Annotated in this window: 14 protein-coding genes; 8 read left to right on the top strand and 6 right to left on the bottom strand. The window is 68.1% G+C overall.

Annotation, left to right across the window (positions count from 1 at the left end; all coding sequences use genetic code 11):
* Positions 1 to 56: 56 nt before the first annotated feature.
* Together AC3WQZ_RS01030 and AC3WQZ_RS01035 are read left to right on the top strand one after the other, a co-directional pair.
* Positions 57 to 869, top strand: coding sequence for a helix-turn-helix domain-containing protein (locus AC3WQZ_RS01030; RefSeq protein ID WP_010814461.1), 813 nt, complete (start codon positions 57 to 59; stop codon positions 867 to 869).
* Between the two features lie 80 nt (positions 870 to 949).
* The gene (locus AC3WQZ_RS01035) at positions 950 to 1,723 is read left to right on the top strand and encodes a dienelactone hydrolase family protein (protein WP_010814460.1); all 774 of its coding nucleotides are present in this window, start codon (positions 950 to 952) and stop codon (positions 1,721 to 1,723) included.
* A 21-nt stretch (positions 1,724 to 1,744) separates the two neighbouring features.
* On the opposite strand, the gene AC3WQZ_RS01040 is transcribed toward AC3WQZ_RS01035, so the two are convergent.
* Both AC3WQZ_RS01040 and AC3WQZ_RS01045 read right to left on the bottom strand, forming a co-directional pair.
* The gene (locus AC3WQZ_RS01040) at positions 1,745 to 2,755 is read right to left on the bottom strand and encodes a tripartite tricarboxylate transporter substrate binding protein (RefSeq protein ID WP_492299833.1); all 1,011 of its coding nucleotides are present in this window, start codon (positions 2,753 to 2,755) and stop codon (positions 1,745 to 1,747) included.
* Between the two features lie 26 nt (positions 2,756 to 2,781).
* Complete coding sequence (locus tag AC3WQZ_RS01045; protein WP_439671860.1) at positions 2,782 to 3,963, bottom strand: M20 aminoacylase family protein; 1,182 nt, start codon at positions 3,961 to 3,963, stop codon at positions 2,782 to 2,784.
* Positions 3,964 to 4,115: 152 nt separating this feature from the next.
* On the opposite strand from AC3WQZ_RS01045, the gene AC3WQZ_RS01050 reads away from it, so the two are divergent.
* The 6 genes from AC3WQZ_RS01050 (at position 4,116) to AC3WQZ_RS01075 (ending at position 11,463) form a co-directional block, all read left to right on the top strand.
* Positions 4,116 to 5,024, top strand: a complete 909-nt coding sequence (locus AC3WQZ_RS01050; RefSeq protein ID WP_010814457.1) for a LysR family transcriptional regulator — start codon at positions 4,116 to 4,118, stop codon at positions 5,022 to 5,024.
* A gap of 149 nt (positions 5,025 to 5,173) precedes the next feature.
* Positions 5,174 to 7,501, top strand: a complete 2,328-nt coding sequence (locus AC3WQZ_RS01055; RefSeq protein ID WP_492299834.1) for an FdhF/YdeP family oxidoreductase — start codon at positions 5,174 to 5,176, stop codon at positions 7,499 to 7,501.
* Positions 7,502 to 7,635: 134 nt separating this feature from the next.
* Positions 7,636 to 8,481, top strand: a complete 846-nt coding sequence (gene fdhD / locus AC3WQZ_RS01060) for a formate dehydrogenase accessory sulfurtransferase FdhD (RefSeq protein ID WP_010814455.1) — start codon at positions 7,636 to 7,638, stop codon at positions 8,479 to 8,481.
* Positions 8,475 to 9,686 carry a molybdopterin molybdotransferase MoeA gene (locus tag AC3WQZ_RS01065; protein ID WP_058696777.1) on the top strand — a complete coding sequence of 404 codons (1,212 nt, stop codon included), beginning with the start codon at positions 8,475 to 8,477 and terminating at the stop codon, positions 9,684 to 9,686. The genes fdhD and AC3WQZ_RS01065 overlap by 7 nt, the downstream gene beginning before the upstream one ends.
* Before the next feature lie 69 nt (positions 9,687 to 9,755).
* A complete protein-coding gene (locus AC3WQZ_RS01070; RefSeq protein ID WP_011617257.1) occupies positions 9,756 to 11,210 on the top strand; it encodes an aminotransferase-like domain-containing protein in 1,455 nt (484 codons plus the stop codon).
* A complete protein-coding gene (locus AC3WQZ_RS01075) occupies positions 11,197 to 11,463 on the top strand; it encodes a helix-turn-helix domain-containing protein (protein WP_010814452.1) in 267 nt (88 codons plus the stop codon). Before AC3WQZ_RS01070 ends, AC3WQZ_RS01075 begins: the two co-directional genes overlap by 14 nt.
* Before the next feature lie 24 nt (positions 11,464 to 11,487).
* Here AC3WQZ_RS01075 and moaA read toward each other — a convergent pair whose 3' ends face one another.
* The 4 genes from moaA to AC3WQZ_RS01095 form a co-directional block, all read right to left on the bottom strand.
* On the bottom strand, positions 11,488 to 12,588 hold the full coding sequence (gene moaA, locus AC3WQZ_RS01080) for a GTP 3',8-cyclase MoaA (RefSeq protein WP_041688108.1): 1,101 nt from the start codon (positions 12,586 to 12,588) through the stop codon (positions 11,488 to 11,490).
* A 148-nt stretch (positions 12,589 to 12,736) separates the two neighbouring features.
* Positions 12,737 to 13,561 (bottom strand): HlyD family secretion protein, encoded by an 825-nt coding sequence (locus tag AC3WQZ_RS01085; protein WP_058696775.1) that lies wholly within the window; start codon positions 13,559 to 13,561, stop codon positions 12,737 to 12,739.
* Positions 13,558 to 13,770: a DUF1656 domain-containing protein gene (locus tag AC3WQZ_RS01090; protein WP_010814449.1), complete on the bottom strand. Its 213-nt coding sequence runs from the start codon at positions 13,768 to 13,770 to the stop codon at positions 13,558 to 13,560. The genes AC3WQZ_RS01085 and AC3WQZ_RS01090 overlap by 4 nt, the downstream gene beginning before the upstream one ends.
* The gene (locus tag AC3WQZ_RS01095; protein WP_492299924.1) at positions 13,757 to 15,850 is read right to left on the bottom strand and encodes an FUSC family protein; all 2,094 of its coding nucleotides are present in this window, start codon (positions 15,848 to 15,850) and stop codon (positions 13,757 to 13,759) included. The genes AC3WQZ_RS01090 and AC3WQZ_RS01095 overlap by 14 nt, the downstream gene beginning before the upstream one ends.
* Positions 15,851 to 15,853 lie beyond the last annotated feature (3 nt).

Genomic DNA, 15,853 nt, shown 5'->3' on the forward strand with positions numbered 1-15,853 from the left:
CTTTGTGATAAAGGTACGGCTGTCCTGTTTCCGGCGCATGCCACGACACGTCCGCTATGTTCCAGGTGATTGCTCCTTGCGCCGCCCTGGCGCCCTACGTCAACGGCTACTGGTTCGTCGAGGACCTGGCGGGTGTTTACGCGGGCAGGCGGATCGTGACCTGCCCGTACCCGGGGTCGGTGCTCTCGATCAACTTCGGACGCCCGAACGCGATGGAGGGCGGCCCGACCGTGCCGCAGGTGTCGCTGCTGGGCTTCCAGTCGACCAGCCGGCAATGGCGGTCGTGGCCGGACACCTATTTCGTCATGGCGATGCTGAGTGGCGCGGGCCTGGCGCGGCTGTTCCCCGGCATCGGGCCGGACTGCAAGGATCAGCTGCTGGACCTGGCCGGATACCTTGGCGATGGCGCGACCCATGCGCTCAGCGCCGACCTGAGCGCCGCCTGGACCCCGGCGAGGGTTGCCTGCCAGCTGGACGCGTGGTTGCTGCGACGCATGACGGCTATCCGGCCGGCTGCGGAACTGGCGACGATCAGGGCGGCGCATGCGCTGCTGCGCCAGGGACGGCAAGTGCAGGAAGTCGCCAGCCTGACCGCCGTCAACCGGCGCCAGCTGAACCGCTGGTTCGAGCGGCACCTTGGCGTTGGCCCCAAGCAGTTGATGGACCTGGAGCGACTGCAGTCCAGCATCCAGGCGGTGCAGCGCGGCGCGGGCGACGCGCTGTCAGGCTATAGCGATCAGCCACATCAGATACGGAGCTGGCGGCGGCGCCTGGCCCAGACGCCGGGCGACTATGCGCGCAACGGGCCATCGCCGCTCGCCGAGTACTTCGGACGCCTGCCAGACGATGCCCCGGCCTTCTATCTCTGACGACGCAACACCTGGCGTCCCAAACGTTCAATACAGCGTTCCCCGCCTGCCGCATGCTGGCGGCTCAAAAGGAGAATGCTATGGACGCTGGGAATCTGCCGCTGGAACAATCGTTGGTCGAATACACGGATGGCACGACTGTCTTCGAAGGGTATGTAGCGCGGCCCGCCGGGCTGGCCCAACGCACGCCGTGCGTGCTGCTGGCCCACGAATGGAGCGGACTCAACGCCGCGATGCGCTGCTGCGCCGACCGGCTTGCGGCATTGGGCTACATCTGCTTTGCCGCAGACGTGTACGGCAAGGGCGTCCGTGGTGACGAGCTGGGAGACAACGCGCATCTCATGGGCCCGATGATGGCCGATCGCCGCTTGTTGCGCCGGCGCCTGCTGGCCGGGTTCGATGCGGCCACCAGGTTTCCCGGGGTCGATGCGAAGCGGATGGCTGCGCTTGGGTATTGCTTCGGCGGCCTGTGCGCCCTGGACCTGGCGCGCGCGGCCCCGCCGAACCTGCTGGCTACCGTCAGCTTCCACGGGGTGCTTCAACCGCCGCGGATCGGCCCGCAAGCACCCATCACTTCCAGCATCCTGCTCCTGCATGGTTGGGAAGACCCGGTCGCGCCGCCGAACGATGTTCTCGGCATTGCAGGGGAGCTGACCGGCGCCGGCGCCGACTGGCAGCTGCATGCCTATGGCCATGCCCTGCATGCATTCACGTTCGAGGGGGCGAATCTTCCGGATCGTGGCATTGCCTATGATGCGGCGGCGGACCGCCGGTCCTGGGCGGCAATGCAGGCCTTCCTGGCGGAACGGCTTGCCCCGGGTGTGTCACCCAAGGCAGCCTGGCCGGCCAGCTAAGGCGCGCGCTGCGACATGACTTCAGGACGCGTTGGTCTTGCGGCCCACGTTCCGGATCAGTTGCGTGACACGTCCCAGGTACTGGTCGAAGACCTGATTCGCCTGCTCCTGGCTGTTGATCGGCTGTGCGACCGTACGTCCCTCGGCTTCGAGCTTGGCCCGGATCTCGGGCTTGGCCAGGGCTTCGCCAATCGCCTTGCGCAGCACTGCCACCCGGCTGGCGGGCGTGCCCTGCCTGACGAAGTAGCCGCCGCCGATCGAGTACTCGAAGTCGGGCACCAGCCGGCTTTGCGAGATCAGCGGAATATGCTTGAGCGCCGGGGGCAGGGCCTTGGCGAAGCTGCTCAGCACCTTCAGCCGGCCCTGTTGCTGCATGCTGTCGAAACTGGACTGGTAGGGCAGGATGGCAAAGTCGACCTCCCCGCCGGCAAGGCCTTGCAGCGCTGGAGCGCCGCCCTTGTACGGCACGTGCAGGAAGGGCACGCCGAGCCGGGCAGCCAGCGCATCGCCCATGAGGTGATAGATGGAGTCGATGCCGACCGTGGCGTAGGTCAGCGGTTTCCCCTTGCTTTTCTTCGCATAGTCCAGGAAATTGTCCAGGGTATCCACGGCAATGCCGTTCCTGACCATCAGCACGATGTTGGCGTCGCTGATGGGCGCGGCCAGCTGGAAGTCCTGCGGCTTGTAGCGCGCCGCCGGGTTGAGCATGGGAGCCAGGAAGACCTCGTTGATCGAGCCGTGGAAGAAGGTGTAGCCATCGGCCGGTGCGCCCAGCACCTTGTTGGCGCCGATCAGCCCGGTGCCGCCGCCGTAGTTCTCGACGACCACCTGCTGCCCGACGCTCTTGCTGATGGATTCCCCGAAGATGCGCGCCGAAGTGTCGCTGGCACCGCCGGCCGGGTAGGGGACCACCAGGGACAGCGACTTGGCGGGGAAGTTGTTTGCGGCAAAGGCCGGCAGGCTGGCCAGCACGGAGGTGCCGGCGGAAACACCGGCATATTGAAGGAAGCGGCGGCGGTTCAGTGAAGCCATGGTGGATGTCCCCGAAGAATTGTTGTTCAAACCAGATAGCTTTGCGTCAGGTGCGCCCAGAATGCGGCGCCGACAGGCAGGGCCTTGTCATTGAAGTCGTACAGGGGGTTGTGGACCATGCAACCACCATCCTCGCCCAGGCCGTTGCCGAGCCGGATGTAGGCACCGGGCCGGTGCTCCAGCATGTAGGCGAAGTCTTCGCTGCCCATCACCGGCGGGCGCTCGACCACGTTGTCCGCGCCCACCAGCCGGATCGCGGCCTGGCGCGCGCGCTCGGTCTGCGCGTCGTGGTTGACCAGTACCGGGTACTTGCGTTCGTAGACGACCTCGGATTGCAGCCGGAAGCTCTGGGCCTGTGCGGCGACAAATTCGCTGATGCGCGCTTCGACCAGCGTACGCACCTGCGGGTCCAGCGTGCGCACGCCGATCTTGATCGTTGCGCTGTCGGGCACGACGTTGTAGGTGGTGCCAGCCTGGATGGAGCCTACGGTAATGACCGCGGACTTGAGCGCATCGATCTCGCGGCTGACGATCGATTGCAGTCCAAGCACGATGCTGGCGGCGCACTGCATGGCGTCGATGCCATGATGAGGCATGGCGCCATGGGCGCCGCGGCCGCGCAGCGTGACCGTGGCGCGGTCGAACGAGGCCATGGCAGGGCCGGCGATGACCCCGATCTGGCCGACCGGCAGCCCCGGGGAATTGTGCAGCGCATAGATTTCGTCGCAGGGGAATTGCTCGAACAGCCCATCGTCCAGCATGCGCAGCGCACCGCCTTCGTTCTCCTCGGCCGGCTGGAAGATCAGGTTGAGCGTGCCATTGAAATCAACGGACTCGGACACGTACCTGGCGGCACACAGCAGGATCGCCGTGTGCCCGTCATGGCCGCAGGCGTGCATCTTGCCGGCGATGGTGCTGGCGTAGTCAAGGCCGGTCTTCTCCTGAATCGGCAGCGCGTCCATGTCGGCGCGGATGCCCAGCGCCTTGCTGCCTTGCCCCTTCCTTAGCCTGCCCACGACGCCGGTGGTGCCCATGCCGCGATGCACCTCGTAGCCCCATGCCGCCAGCCGTCCGGCGACCAGGTCGCTGGTCTGGCGCTCTTCAAAGGCCAGTTCGGGGTGCGCATGGATCTTTCGGCGGATCTCAACGAACTCCGGCGACAGGGTCTGGATGGATTGGTGCAGTTCGGCAAGCGGGGCCTGGTTCATGGCGGTATCGGAGCGTGGTCGTCCACAGCATTCTCTACGCAGGCGCTTGCCGAAACCATGACAATGATGAGGCAGAAACGTTGCATAATTTGCAACATTAAAAAGTCCGTGCTGCCGTCCTGAGGGGGCGGCACGAGCCAGAGGAGGAAGACATGGAAGATGTGCTGGACCGCAAGCGGGCGCTGTGCTTGCTGCAGATCATCGAGACCGGCACGGTGCGCGGCGCGGCCGAGGTGCTTGAGCTGGACCCGTCCGTAGTGAGCCGCGCCGTGGCGAAACTGGAGCAGGAAACCGGGCTGACTTTGCTTGAGCGGCGCGGCCGGGGTGTTGTCGCCACCGATGCCGGGCGCCTGCTGGCGCTGTTTGCCCGGCGCCAGCAGGACCTGAACGATACCTTTCTGGCCGAGGTCAACAACCTGAAGAATGCGCGGCGCGGCCACGTGGAGCTGGTCTTTGGCGAAGGCTTCGTCGACCTGGTGCTGGAGCCCGTGCTGCAGGGCTTCCTGCGCAAGCATCCCGACGTGAGCTGCAGCATCCAGGTGGCCGGCACCGATGAAACGGTCCGGCATATCCTGGAGGACCTGGCGCATGTCGGCTTCGTCTTTCAGCCGCCCGACGATGTGCGCCTGCGCTCGCACTATTCACGGCTGTCGCCGATCCGCGTCCATGTGCGTAAAGACCACCCGCTGGCGCGCAAGCGCCGCGCACTGACGCTGGCGGATCTGGCGCCGCACCAGGGAGCGGCGCTGACGGAATCGTTTGGTGTGCGCAAGCATATCCAGGCGGCGGAGCTGGACGAGCACGTCACCCTGAAGCCGATGCTTGTCACCAACTCGTTCAAGGTGCTGTGGGAATATGCAGCGATGGGGCTGGGCTACATCATGACGGCACGCTCGGTGGCGCTGAAGGAGCCGCAGTTCAGGCAACTGGTGTCGCTGCCGCTGGCAAATCCCATCCTGAACAACAGCCGCATCCACATCATCACCCGGACCGGCCGGCACCTGTCCCCGGTGGCCGACAGCCTGCTGCGGCATGTGGTGAAGGCGTTCCCGCTGGTCTGAAGCAACTGTGCTCCCCGGGCAAGCGCCCCTTTGTATGTACCCGGGGGCACCCGGGAAATCTAATCTGGTGACACCGCAACGATCCGGTCCCCGCCGCAGCACTGGCAGGCCGCCGGACAGCGCCCCCGTCGTTACAGGACACCACGCCAATGAGCTCCCCGACCCCTGAAAAAGGCCACATCGCCCCCTACACCCACCCCGCCGCCGGCTGGGGTGCGTTGAAGTACGTTGCCATCAACCTGATCAAGGAGAAGGTTGCCGGTGGCAAGTACAAGATGCTGTTCAAGCAGAACCAGGCCGATGGCTTCGACTGCCCCGGCTGTGCCTGGCCGGACCGGCAGCACGCCTCCACCTTCGAGTTCTGCGAGAACGGCGTCAAGGCCGTGGCCGCCGAGTCCACCAGCATGCGCGTGACCCCCGAGTTCTTTGCGCAGCACACGGTGACGTCGCTGATGGCGCAGACGGACTATGAGCTTGAGCAGCACGGGCGGCTGACACACCCCATGGTCTATGACGCGCAGACCGACAAGTACCGTGCGATCGCCTGGGACGAGGCCTTTGCGCTGATCGGGCGCCACCTGCGCGCGCTGCCGGACCCGAACCAGGCCGTATTCTATACGTCGGGGCGCGCCAGCAACGAGGCCGCATTCCTCTACCAGCTGTTCGTGCGTGCCTATGGCACCAACAACTTCCCCGACTGCTCGAACATGTGCCACGAGGCCACCAGCCGGGGCCTGCCGCCGACCATCGGCGTGGGCAAGGCCACCGTGGTGCTGGATGATTTCGAGCATGCCGACACCATCCTGCTGTTCGGCCACAACGCGGCCACCAACCATCCGCGCATGCTGGGCGAGCTGCGCGAATGCGCGCGGCGCGGCGCCACCATCGTTTCGATCAACCCGCTGCGCGAACGCGGCGTGGAGCGCTTCACCAGCCCGCAGCACCCGGTGGAGATGCTGACCGGCTCCAGCACCAAGATCGCCTCGATGTTCGTGCAGCCCAAGCTGGGCGGCGACTTTGCCTTGATCAAGGGCATGGCCAAGCGCCTGGACGAACTCGACCAAGAGGCCATCCGGCACGGCCGCGAGCGCCTGATCGACGTGGATTTCGTGCGCGAGCACACCATCGGCTACGGCGACTTCATCGAAGACCTGCGCGCGGAGAGCTGGGCCGACATCGTCGCCGAGTCGGGCGTGTCGCAGGAAGACATCGATGCTTTGACCCAGGTCTACGCCAAGGGCAAGCGCGTGATCGCCTGCTGGGGCATGGGCCTGACGCAGCATAAGCACTCTGTGCCGACGGTGCAGATCCTGTCCAACCTGATGATGATGCGCGGGAACATCGGGCGCCCCGGCGCCGGGCTGCTGCCGGTGCGCGGGCATTCGAACGTGCAGGGCGACCGCACGGTGGGTATCGAAGAGAAGCCCGAGCCGGAATTCCTGGACCGCCTGCAGGCCGCCTTCGGCTTCGAGCCGCCGCGCAAGCATGGCTATGATGTGGTCCACACCATCTCGGCGATGCTCGAGGGCAAGGTCAAGGTCTTTGTCGGACTGGGCGGCAATTTCTCCACCGCCACGCCGGATACGCCACGCACCTTCGAGGCCCTGCGCCAGTGCGACCTGACCGTGAACATCGCCACCAAGCTCAACCGCAGCCACCTGGTGCACGGCAGGGAGTCGTTGATCCTGCCGACGCTGGGCCGCACCGAGATCGACCAGCAGGACGGCGTGGCGCAGGGCGTGACGGTCGAGGACTCGGTCTGCATGGTCCATATCTCCTTTGGCATGAACGCGCCGGCGTCGCCGCACCTGTTGTCGGAGATTGCCATCGTCGCGCGCATGGCGGCCGCCACGCTGGGCTCGGAGAAGATCGACTGGCTCTGGTATGCGCAGGACTACGCCCGCATCCGCGACGCCATCGAGCAGGTGATCGACGGCTTCGAGAGCTACAACGAGCGCGTGGCGGTGCCGGGCGGGTTCCACCTGACGCCGGCGGCATGCAACCGGGTCTGGCATACGCCGTCGGGCAAGGCGCAGTTCCTGGTCAACCGCATCGACAAGGACACCCCCATCAGCCGGGCCCGCCAGAAGTATGGCGACAAGCTGATGGTGATGATGACGACGCGCTCGCATGACCAGTACAACACCACGATCTATGGCCTGGACGACCGCTACCGCGGCGTGTTCGGCCTGCGCCGGGTGGTCTTCATCAGCCCCGCTGACCTGGCGCGGCTTGGCCTGAAGGCGGGCCAGCACGTGGACATCACCAGTGTCTGGGACGACGGCGTGCAGCGCCAGGTCGAGGACTTCGTGCTGGTCGAATACGACATCCCGCAAGGCTGCCTGGGGGCGTACTACCCCGAGACCAATCCGCTGGTGCCGCTGGAAAGCACGGGCGATGGCTGCGGCACGCCCACGTCGAAGTCGGTGCCGGTGTTGCTGACGCCGTCCCGTCGCCAGAACGCGGCGGCGAGCTGATCCCGCGCTGCGCGCAATACCGCTCGTCAAGCGACTGACACCCCTGGTGAACCTTCCCCTCTCCCGCAAGCGGGAGAGGGGAACAAACCGTCAGCATGCAAGCGGGCGCTGCACATGATTTTACGAGAGATCCCATGGAATGCACCGAACTGGTCGAACACACAGGCTATGAAGCGCGCAGCATCGTGCGGCACAAAAACTGCTTGGTGCAGCCGGCCACGGACAACGTGGCAGAAGAACTCCCGGTGGCGCTGGTGTACAACGGCATCTCGCACGCCGTGATGATGGCCACGCCGCTGGACCTGGAGGCGTTCGCGGTCGGCTTCTCGCTGACCGAGGGCATCGTCGGGCGCAATGCCGAGATCCACGACCTGGAAGTGCGCGTGCACCCGCACGGCGCCGAGGTGCAGATGGAGATCAGCGAGCACGCCTTTGCCACCATGCGGGCCCGCCGGCGCGCGCTGGCGGGGCGCACCGGCTGCGGCGTCTGCGGCATCGAGAGCATCGAGCTGCTCGACCTGGAGCCGGCGCGCATGCCCGAGCCGGCCACCCGGCTGACGCCGTCGCGCGAGATGATCGAGCGCGCGGTCGCGGCGCTGCCGTCGCACCAGCGGCTGATGCAGGCCACCGGGGGCGTCCACGCCGCGGCCTGGTGCGATGCGGGCGGTGAGATCCTGCATGTGTTCGAGGATGTGGGCCGCCACAACGGCCTGGACAAGCTGATCGGCCACCTGGCGATGCAGCGCGTGGCGATGGACGACGGCTTCGTGCTGCTGTCCAGCCGCGCCAGCTATGAACTGGTGCGCAAGGTGGCGCGCATGAATATCCAGATGCTGGCGACGATCTCGGCGCCGACCTCGCTGGCGATACGCATCGCCGAGCAGGCCGGTCTGCGCCTGCTCAGCTTCTGCCGCCAGGATGGTTATGTCGACTATACCGGCGCCGCACTGGATGCCGCCCGCGGAGGCGCAGCATGCTGAACTTTGACGAGGCGCAGGCGGTCTTCGCGATGTGCGCGGAGCCCGTGCGGCAGACCGAAACCGTGTGGCTGGGCCTGCTGACCGGCCGCGTGCTGGCCGGCGACGTGGCCGCGGTCATGGATACGCCCGCGGCGGACCGCAGTGCCATGGACGGCTATGCGGTGCGCTGTGAAGACTGCCGCGCTGACGCCTGCCTGCCGCTGCAGCAGGTCGTCTACGCCGGCACGCAGCCGCAGCCGCTGTTGCCCGGCCAGGCCATCCGCATCTACACCGGCGGCGTGATTCCACCCGGCGCCGATGCCGTGGTCGCGCTGGAGGATGCCGAGGAAACCTATCGCGGCGTGGTCTGCGCGCGCGCACCCGTGGCGGGCCAGCATATCCGGCGCAAGGGCGAGGACGCCCGCCGGGGCGACCTGCTGCTGTCGGCGGGAACCCTGCTGCATGCGGGGCATATTGCCGCGCTGGCGTCGCAGGGACTGACGGAGGCCACGGTCTGCCGGCTGGTGGAGGTTGCCATCCTGACTTCGGGCGACGAGGTGGCGGCGCACGACGAGCCGCGCGACGTGTACCAGGTGCATGACGTCAATGGCCCGATGCTCGAGTCGCTGGTGCAGTCGATGGGCGCCGTGGTCAGTTGCCACCGCCACGTGCATGACGACGAGCGCGCCTTGCACGACATGCTGCGGGAACTTGCCGCCGACGCCGACCTGGTGCTGGTCACCGGCGGTGCCTCGGTCGGCCAGCGCGACCTGGTCGCGGCGGCGCTGGCTTCGGCAGGCGGCGAGCTGCTTTGCCGTGGCGTCAACATGAAGCCCGGCAAGCCGGTCACGGTGGGGCGCCTGCGCGGCAAGCCCGTAGTATGCCTGCCCGGCAATCCGGCGGCGGCCTATGCCACCTTCGCGCTGCTGGTGACGCCGCTGCTGCGCCGCCTGCAGGGGCGCGCGGAGCTGTTCCCGCCGGTAGGCCGGGTCAGGGCGGCGCTGGCGGGCACCCGCCCGCACCGCGGCGATGCCTTCTGGCGCGTGGGCGAAATCGGCAACCTCGGCGGCCGCGAGAGCTTCGTGCAGGTCAATGCACAGCAGGGTGCCGCCTCGGTGTCGGCGCTCGGCCAGGCCAGCGGCTTTGTGCGGGTCGAACCCCAATGCACCGGACAACTCCAAAATGTGCCCCTGCCGTACTATGATCTTCATCGTTGGCTCAGCTGACAGCAGCCCGGCGCAAGGGCCGGACCAGGCACCGGCCGGGCGCGAGGGACATGGGAAGGGGAGCGCAGCGTGAAACTATATGAAAAGCTGGCTGCGGACATAGAAGCATTGGTGCAGCAGGGGGTGCTGTTGCCCGGCGAGCGGATTCCCTCGGTGCGGCAGACCAGCCAGCACCACCGCATGAGCATCACCACGGTGATCCGGGCCTACGTCTTGCTGGAGAGCCGCGGCATCATCGAAAGCCGGCCGCAGTCCGGCTATTTCGTGCGCGCGCGGCCGGGCGAGCCGGTGGTCGAGCTGCGCCCGTCCAGGCCCAGTGCCAAGCCCTCGGCGGTGGATGTCAGCGCGCTGGTGCTTTCCACGCTGCGTTCGATCCGTTCCGATGATGCCGTGCCGCTCGGTTCGCCCTATCCGGACCCTTCGCTGTTTCCGTGGCAGCGCATCAACCAGTACGCCAACAATATCGCGCGCCGCTATGCCAAGTGGACCATGCTCGACGACCTGCCGCCCGGCAGCCCCGAGCTGATCCGGCAGATCTCGCGCCGCTACCTGGAGAACGGCTACGCCATCGATCCGAACGAGGTGATCGTCACCATCGGCGCGACCGAGGCCATCAACCTCTGCCTGCAGGCAGTGGCCAGGCCGGGCGATACCATCGCAGTGGAGTCGCCAACCTTCTACGCCATGCTCCATGCTATCGAGCGGCTGGGCATGCGCGCCATCGAGGTGGCGACCGATCCGGTGGAAGGCATCGACATCGGCGAGCTGGCGCGGCTGATCGATGAAAAGGGCGTGGCCGCCTGCATGGTGATGCCCAATTTCCAGAACCCGCTCGGCTTCCAGATGCCCGATGAGAAGAAGCGCGCGCTGGTGGCCATGCTGACCGAGAAGGACATCCCCGTCATCGAGAACGACGTCTACGGCGAGCTCTATTACGGCGAGGCCCATCCCAGTTCATTGAAGGCGTTTGACAAGGCCGGCATCGTGCTGCATTGCTCCTCGTTCTCCAAGACGCTGACCAATGCCTACCGGATCGGCTGGGCGCTGCCGGGCCGCTACCGCGAGGCGGTGGAACGGCTCAAGTTCCTCAACACGCTGACCACGCCCGCCATTCCGCAGCTGGCGATTGCCGAGTTCCTGAAGAACGACGGCTACGACTTCCACCTGCGGCGGGTGCGCAAGGCCTATGCGCAGCAGGCCAACATCATGGCCGCCGCGGTGCGCAGGTTCTTCCCGGACGGCACCACCCCGTCGCGCCCTGCGGGAGGCTATGTGCTGTGGGTGCAGCTGCCGGAGGGCATCGATGCGATGGAGATGTACCACGCCGCGCTGGAGCACCGCATCACCATCGCGCCCGGGCATATGTTTGCGCCCGGGGCCACTTACCGCCATTGCATCCGGCTGAACTACAGCGGGGAATGGTCGCCCGGAATCGAGTCCGCCGTGCAGACGCTGGGCAGGATCGCGCAGCACCTGCTGGCGCGCAGCCGGGAACCCGGCGAGGAAGAGCATGCAAGACGCTGATATCGATCCCGCCATGGTCGCGGCGCTCCAGGTCCTGTGGCAGGCTGGGCGCGAGGGCGGCGGCAGCCCCTGGTCGCTCGCCAAGATCGCGAAGCGGGCCCAGCTGCCAATGAGCGTGCTGCGGCGCGTGTTGACGCAACTGCAGGCCGCCGGACTGGCGGACGTGGCGATCGACGAGGAAGGCCGCGGTCACGCGAGCCTGACACCAGCCGGCGCGGAGCTTGCCGCGCAGGCTTTCCCGAATCCTGACTGAGTGGCCGAAAGCCGCGCCCGCGGCTCAGCCGCCGACCAGCGACATGCGCACCGTCGGGTACTGGCGCTTGCCGCTGGCCAGCCGGTCCGCGCGCAGCTCGGAGTAGCGGTCGCCGCGGGCCTGCCAGGCTTGCCGGACCGCGTCCGCAACGGCTTCATCGGGGCGCGCGGCACCCAGGTGCTGGCGCAGGTCGACAGAGCTGGTGGCGAACAGGCACAGGTAAAGCCGACCGTCGACCGAAACGCGTGCGCGGGTGCAATCGCCGCAGAACGGGTGCGAAACGCTGGAGATAAAACCCAGCTTCAGGCTGCCATCCGCCAGCAGGTAGTTGCTGGCGGTTTCGCCGTCGCGCCGGGTGACCGGCAGCAGCGCATGCGCGCGCTCGACCATGCCGCGGATCTCGTCGGACGGGACGACGCGTGACTGTGACCAGCCGCTCGGGCCTTCCACATCCATATATTCGATAAAGCGCAGCGTGACGTCGCTGCCACGGAAGTGCTCCACCAGCGGCAGCACCTGCGCGTCGTTGGTGCCGCGCTCGACCACGCAGTTGACCTTGACTGGTGCCAGGCCCGCCGCGATGGCCGCGTCGATGCCCTCCAGCACGCGCCCGACCGGGAAATCGACATCGTTCATGGCGCGGAAGATCTGGTCGTCCAGGCTGTCCAGGCTGACCGTGACCCGGCCCAGGCCTGCGTCGCGCAGCGAACGCGCCTTGCGGGCCAGCAGGCTGCCGTTGGTGGTCATGGCCACTTCCACCTGCCGGCCGTCCAGGGTACGCATGGCCGCAATGCGTTCGACCAGCGACTCGATGCCCTTGCGCAGCAGCGGCTCGCCGCCGGTCAGGCGCACTTTCTCAACGCCCAGGCCGACAAAGGCGCGCACGATGCGCAGCAGTTCCGCATCGGACAGGCGCTGCTCAGGCGACAGGAACGGATAGTCGCGCCCGAAGCGCTCCTTGGGCATGCAGTAGGTGCAGCGGAAGTTGCACTGGTCGATCACCGAGAGCCGCAGGTCGCGCAGCGGACGGCCCAGCTGGTCCCGGCAGGCGGGTGATGCGTGGTCCGGCTCGGGCGCCTCAAGACTGCGGGCGGCGGGCATTTCTTGCACAAGCGCTGCTTGCATGGCGAATCTCCCGGGGGCAATGGGGTAGGGCATAGCGCATGCCATGCCCTCCATGGTAGGGACCGATCGCCGCCCGGCAGGCGTACAAATCGGCAGGAGCGGAAGCAGAACAGTTCCGGCGGGGCCGGTATGGCTGCGTCGGGGCGCCTCATTCGCGCGGCGCCCGGATGCGCACCGTCGCGGTTTGGCCGGCGATCAGGTGGACCCCGGCGGGTACCTGGTCCAGTGCGATTCGCACCGGTATGCGCTGGGCCAGGCGCACCCAGTTGAAGGTCGGGTTGACGCTGGGCAGCATGTTGGGCCCGATGGCGCGGTCCTGGTCCTCGATGCCGGGCGCAATGCTCTGCACATGTCCGCGCAAGGGAGTGCGCTGGCCCATGATATGCACTTCGGCGGCGCTGCCGACGCGGATCGCGGGCAGCTTGGTTTCCTCGAAATAGCCTTCCACGTACTGCGAGCCGCTGGCCACCACCGACAGGGCCGGCCTGCCGCGGGTGGCAAAGTCGCCGACGCGCGGCAGGCGGTCGCTGGCATGGCCGTCGACCGGGCTGGTCACGCGGCAGCGGGCCAGGTTGAGCCTGGCCACGTCCACCGCGGCATCGGCTTCGTCGATGCGCGCCTGCGCGGCGGCCACGGCGGCCGCGTTCGCCGCCTGGCGCCGGCCCAGTGCCAGCGCGGCGCGCGCCGACGCGGCCTCGGCCTGGGCCTGTTTCAGGGCCAGGCTGAAGCGCTCCTGGTCCACCACGAACAGGACCTGGCCGCGTTGCACCCGGGCGTTGTCGCCGACGAGCACGGCAGTGACCAGGCCGGACACGTCCGGCGCGACCTGGATCACTTCTGCGCGCACATGGCCGTCGCGGGTCCAGGGCGCCTCGGTGTAGTACTGCCACAAATGCCAGGCGGTCAGCGCCGCGGCGACCACGGCCGCCAGGGTCACCGCAACGGGGCCGAGCAGCGAAAGCTTGCGAATCATGATGGGGCCTGCCAGAGGAGCGCGACGAGCGCGCCCAGTACAAGGATATAGAGCGAGAAATTGAACAAGGACCGGTGCCAGACGATGCGGTAGAAGCCGATCCGGGCGAGCACGGCGCGCACGCCGGCGGTCACCGCGAACGCGGCCAGCATCCACACCACGGTGGCCGGCACGAAGACGCCGTACAGGTCGAACTCAGTGGCGTGCATGGGGCTCTCCTTCGGTAGGCGGATACAGGGCCAGCCGCAGGGTGGCCAGTGCCGCCAGCGCCGTGCGGGGGCTGCCGTGCGCCGACGAGGCCAGTGCCGCGAAGGCCGCGTCGATCTGCGCCGCCAGTGCCGGAGCGGGCGGGCTGGCATGGCCGGCGCGCGCGCACTGGCGGTAGTGGCGTGCCACGCCGGCCAGCACGCGCTCCACGGCACGGCGGTGCGGCGCAGGCACGCCAGCGGGGGCGCGCCGCAGCGCGAGCGCGGCGGATTCGACCAGGAAGTCTGCAACGGCGCTGCCGGCGTGCCTGCCGCTGGCATTGTTGCGGCGGGTCAATGGCGGCCACTGGCGCAGCAGCCGGTCCAGCATGCGGCCGCGCAGCCGCGCGCTGTTGACCGGCGCGCGCGGGTGCGCCGCCAGCGCGATCTCGTTCCAGTTGGCCCGGGCCAGCCGGTAGGCCACCAGCTGCTGGCCGAAGGGCTGCATCAGGACCGCCCACAAGGCCGCGAACACCAGCGCCGCCAGGCTTGCCAGGCTGCTGTTGAAGATGCCGGCGAAACTTGCCGCGGTCAGGTGCTGCGGGCCCGGGAACGATGCCGCCGTGACCGCCAGCAACACGCCGAACAGCGCATTGCGCGGCTGCGTGGTCATGGCGCCGATGACCAGGTAGGGGCCGCACAGCAGGGCGGCCAGCGAGCCAAAGTCATGGGCCAGCTGCAGCACCACGAACTGGTAGTACCAGGACAGCAACGCACAGCCGATGCTCCACGCGATCACCCGGCCGGCCATCAGCCGCGGCTCCGCGGTGGTGGCGATAAAGCAGCTGGCAAGCGCGGCCAGGCCGACCGGGACGGCGCCATCGACCCACCCCGACACCATCCACAGCAGGCCCGCGACGAAGGTGGCCGAGCCGGCGGTGGCGCCGCGGAACAACAGTTGCGCGTGGTCATGGTGCCGGGCCTGCCCGGCGGGTTCCACGCGGTAGCGCAGCGCGGTGGGCTCGCTCCCGCCCTGGCGCAGGCTGGCCTGCAGCAGGCGGCAGTCTTGCCAGAGGTCGCCCAGTTCGTCCAGGTAGGTGCAGGTCGCCGCGACCAGCCGTGCATGCCAGTCCGCGGGTGCGGCGGGCGTGGTGCCTGCCGGGTACCAGGAAGGCGGCGGCCGGGACGCGCCGGTGTCGCCGGCGATCCAGGCCAGCGTGGCGCGCATGCGCTGCGCGACGGTGTCAGGCATGCCCGCCGGATGCCGGTGCAAGGCGCCGGCGGCATCGGCCAGCGCCAGCACCAGCGGCAGCAGGGCCGTCATGCGCTGGTGCAGGGCACGTGCGCGCCGCAGGGTCAGGGCGCCGTCGGCTTCATAGGTCAGCTGCGCCAGCTGGGTTTCCATTGCCAGGATATCGGCGGCCAGCAGGCTGAAGCTGTCATGGCGCTGGCCCGCGCTGGCGCCGGCGGCCAGCACGTCGGTGATCCAGCGCGAGGCGTGGTCCAGCCACGCCGACGCGCGCGCGGCCAGCGCCGGCGTGGTGCGCGAGGGAAACACCACCGCGCTGACCACGCTGGCGCAGACGATGCCGATGACGATTTCCTCGATGCGGGTGAGGGCCACGTCGAAGACCGTGGCCGGGTTGGTGACCGTCGGCAGCGCCACGATCGGCAGCGTATAGGCGGCCAGCAGGCAGATGTAGTTGCGCGGCGCCGGCTCCAGCAAGGACAGGTAGAGCAGGGTGCCGGTCCAGCACGCGATCGCGGCCATCAGCAGCACCGGCTCGTCGACCAGCCAGGGCACCAGCGCCACCGCGCACACCGCGCCCAGCAGCGTGCCGAAGACGCGGTAGGTGCCCTTGGCATAGGTGGCGCCGGCCAGCGGGCTGGACACCAGGTAGACGGTGGCCATGGCCCAGTAGGGCCGCGGCAGCCCGAGCGCCAGCGCCACGTAGAGCGCCAGCATTGCCGCGCCGAACACCTTCAGCGAATGCAGCCAGGGTGCAAGGTCGGGGCGTCCCGCCCAGGCTGCCGCGAGCGTGTCGAACACGCCGGCGGTGCGCGCGGGCAGCGCGGGACGGGAGAGCGGGCCAGAGGACGGCATGGC

Source organism: Cupriavidus sp. FW305-26 (assembly GCF_058787975.1).

What these genes read in the sequence shown, in the direction of transcription:
- fdhD (WP_010814455.1), top strand. Translation starts at nt 7,636, where the DNA reads ATGGAATGCACCGAACTGGTCGAACACACAGGCTATGAAGCGCGCAGC.
- AC3WQZ_RS01085 (WP_058696775.1), bottom strand. Translation starts at nt 13,561, where the DNA reads ATGATTCGCAAGCTTTCGCTGCTCGGCCCCGTTGCGGTGACCCTGGCG.
- AC3WQZ_RS01040 (WP_492299833.1), bottom strand. Translation starts at nt 2,755, where the DNA reads ATGGCTTCACTGAACCGCCGCCGCTTCCTTCAATATGCCGGTGTTTCC.
- AC3WQZ_RS01075 (WP_010814452.1), top strand. Translation starts at nt 11,197, where the DNA reads ATGCAAGACGCTGATATCGATCCCGCCATGGTCGCGGCGCTCCAGGTC.
- AC3WQZ_RS01055 (WP_492299834.1), top strand. Translation starts at nt 5,174, where the DNA reads ATGAGCTCCCCGACCCCTGAAAAAGGCCACATCGCCCCCTACACCCAC.
- moaA (WP_041688108.1), bottom strand. Translation starts at nt 12,588, where the DNA reads ATGCAAGCAGCGCTTGTGCAAGAAATGCCCGCCGCCCGCAGTCTTGAG.
- AC3WQZ_RS01090 (WP_010814449.1), bottom strand. Translation starts at nt 13,770, where the DNA reads ATGCACGCCACTGAGTTCGACCTGTACGGCGTCTTCGTGCCGGCCACC.
- AC3WQZ_RS01050 (WP_010814457.1), top strand. Translation starts at nt 4,116, where the DNA reads ATGGAAGATGTGCTGGACCGCAAGCGGGCGCTGTGCTTGCTGCAGATC.
- AC3WQZ_RS01095 (WP_492299924.1), bottom strand. Translation starts at nt 15,850, where the DNA reads ATGCCGTCCTCTGGCCCGCTCTCCCGTCCCGCGCTGCCCGCGCGCACC.
- AC3WQZ_RS01045 (WP_439671860.1), bottom strand. Translation starts at nt 3,963, where the DNA reads ATGAACCAGGCCCCGCTTGCCGAACTGCACCAATCCATCCAGACCCTG.
- AC3WQZ_RS01030 (WP_010814461.1), top strand. Translation starts at nt 57, where the DNA reads ATGTTCCAGGTGATTGCTCCTTGCGCCGCCCTGGCGCCCTACGTCAAC.
- AC3WQZ_RS01065 (WP_058696777.1), top strand. Translation starts at nt 8,475, where the DNA reads ATGCTGAACTTTGACGAGGCGCAGGCGGTCTTCGCGATGTGCGCGGAG.
- AC3WQZ_RS01035 (WP_010814460.1), top strand. Translation starts at nt 950, where the DNA reads ATGGACGCTGGGAATCTGCCGCTGGAACAATCGTTGGTCGAATACACG.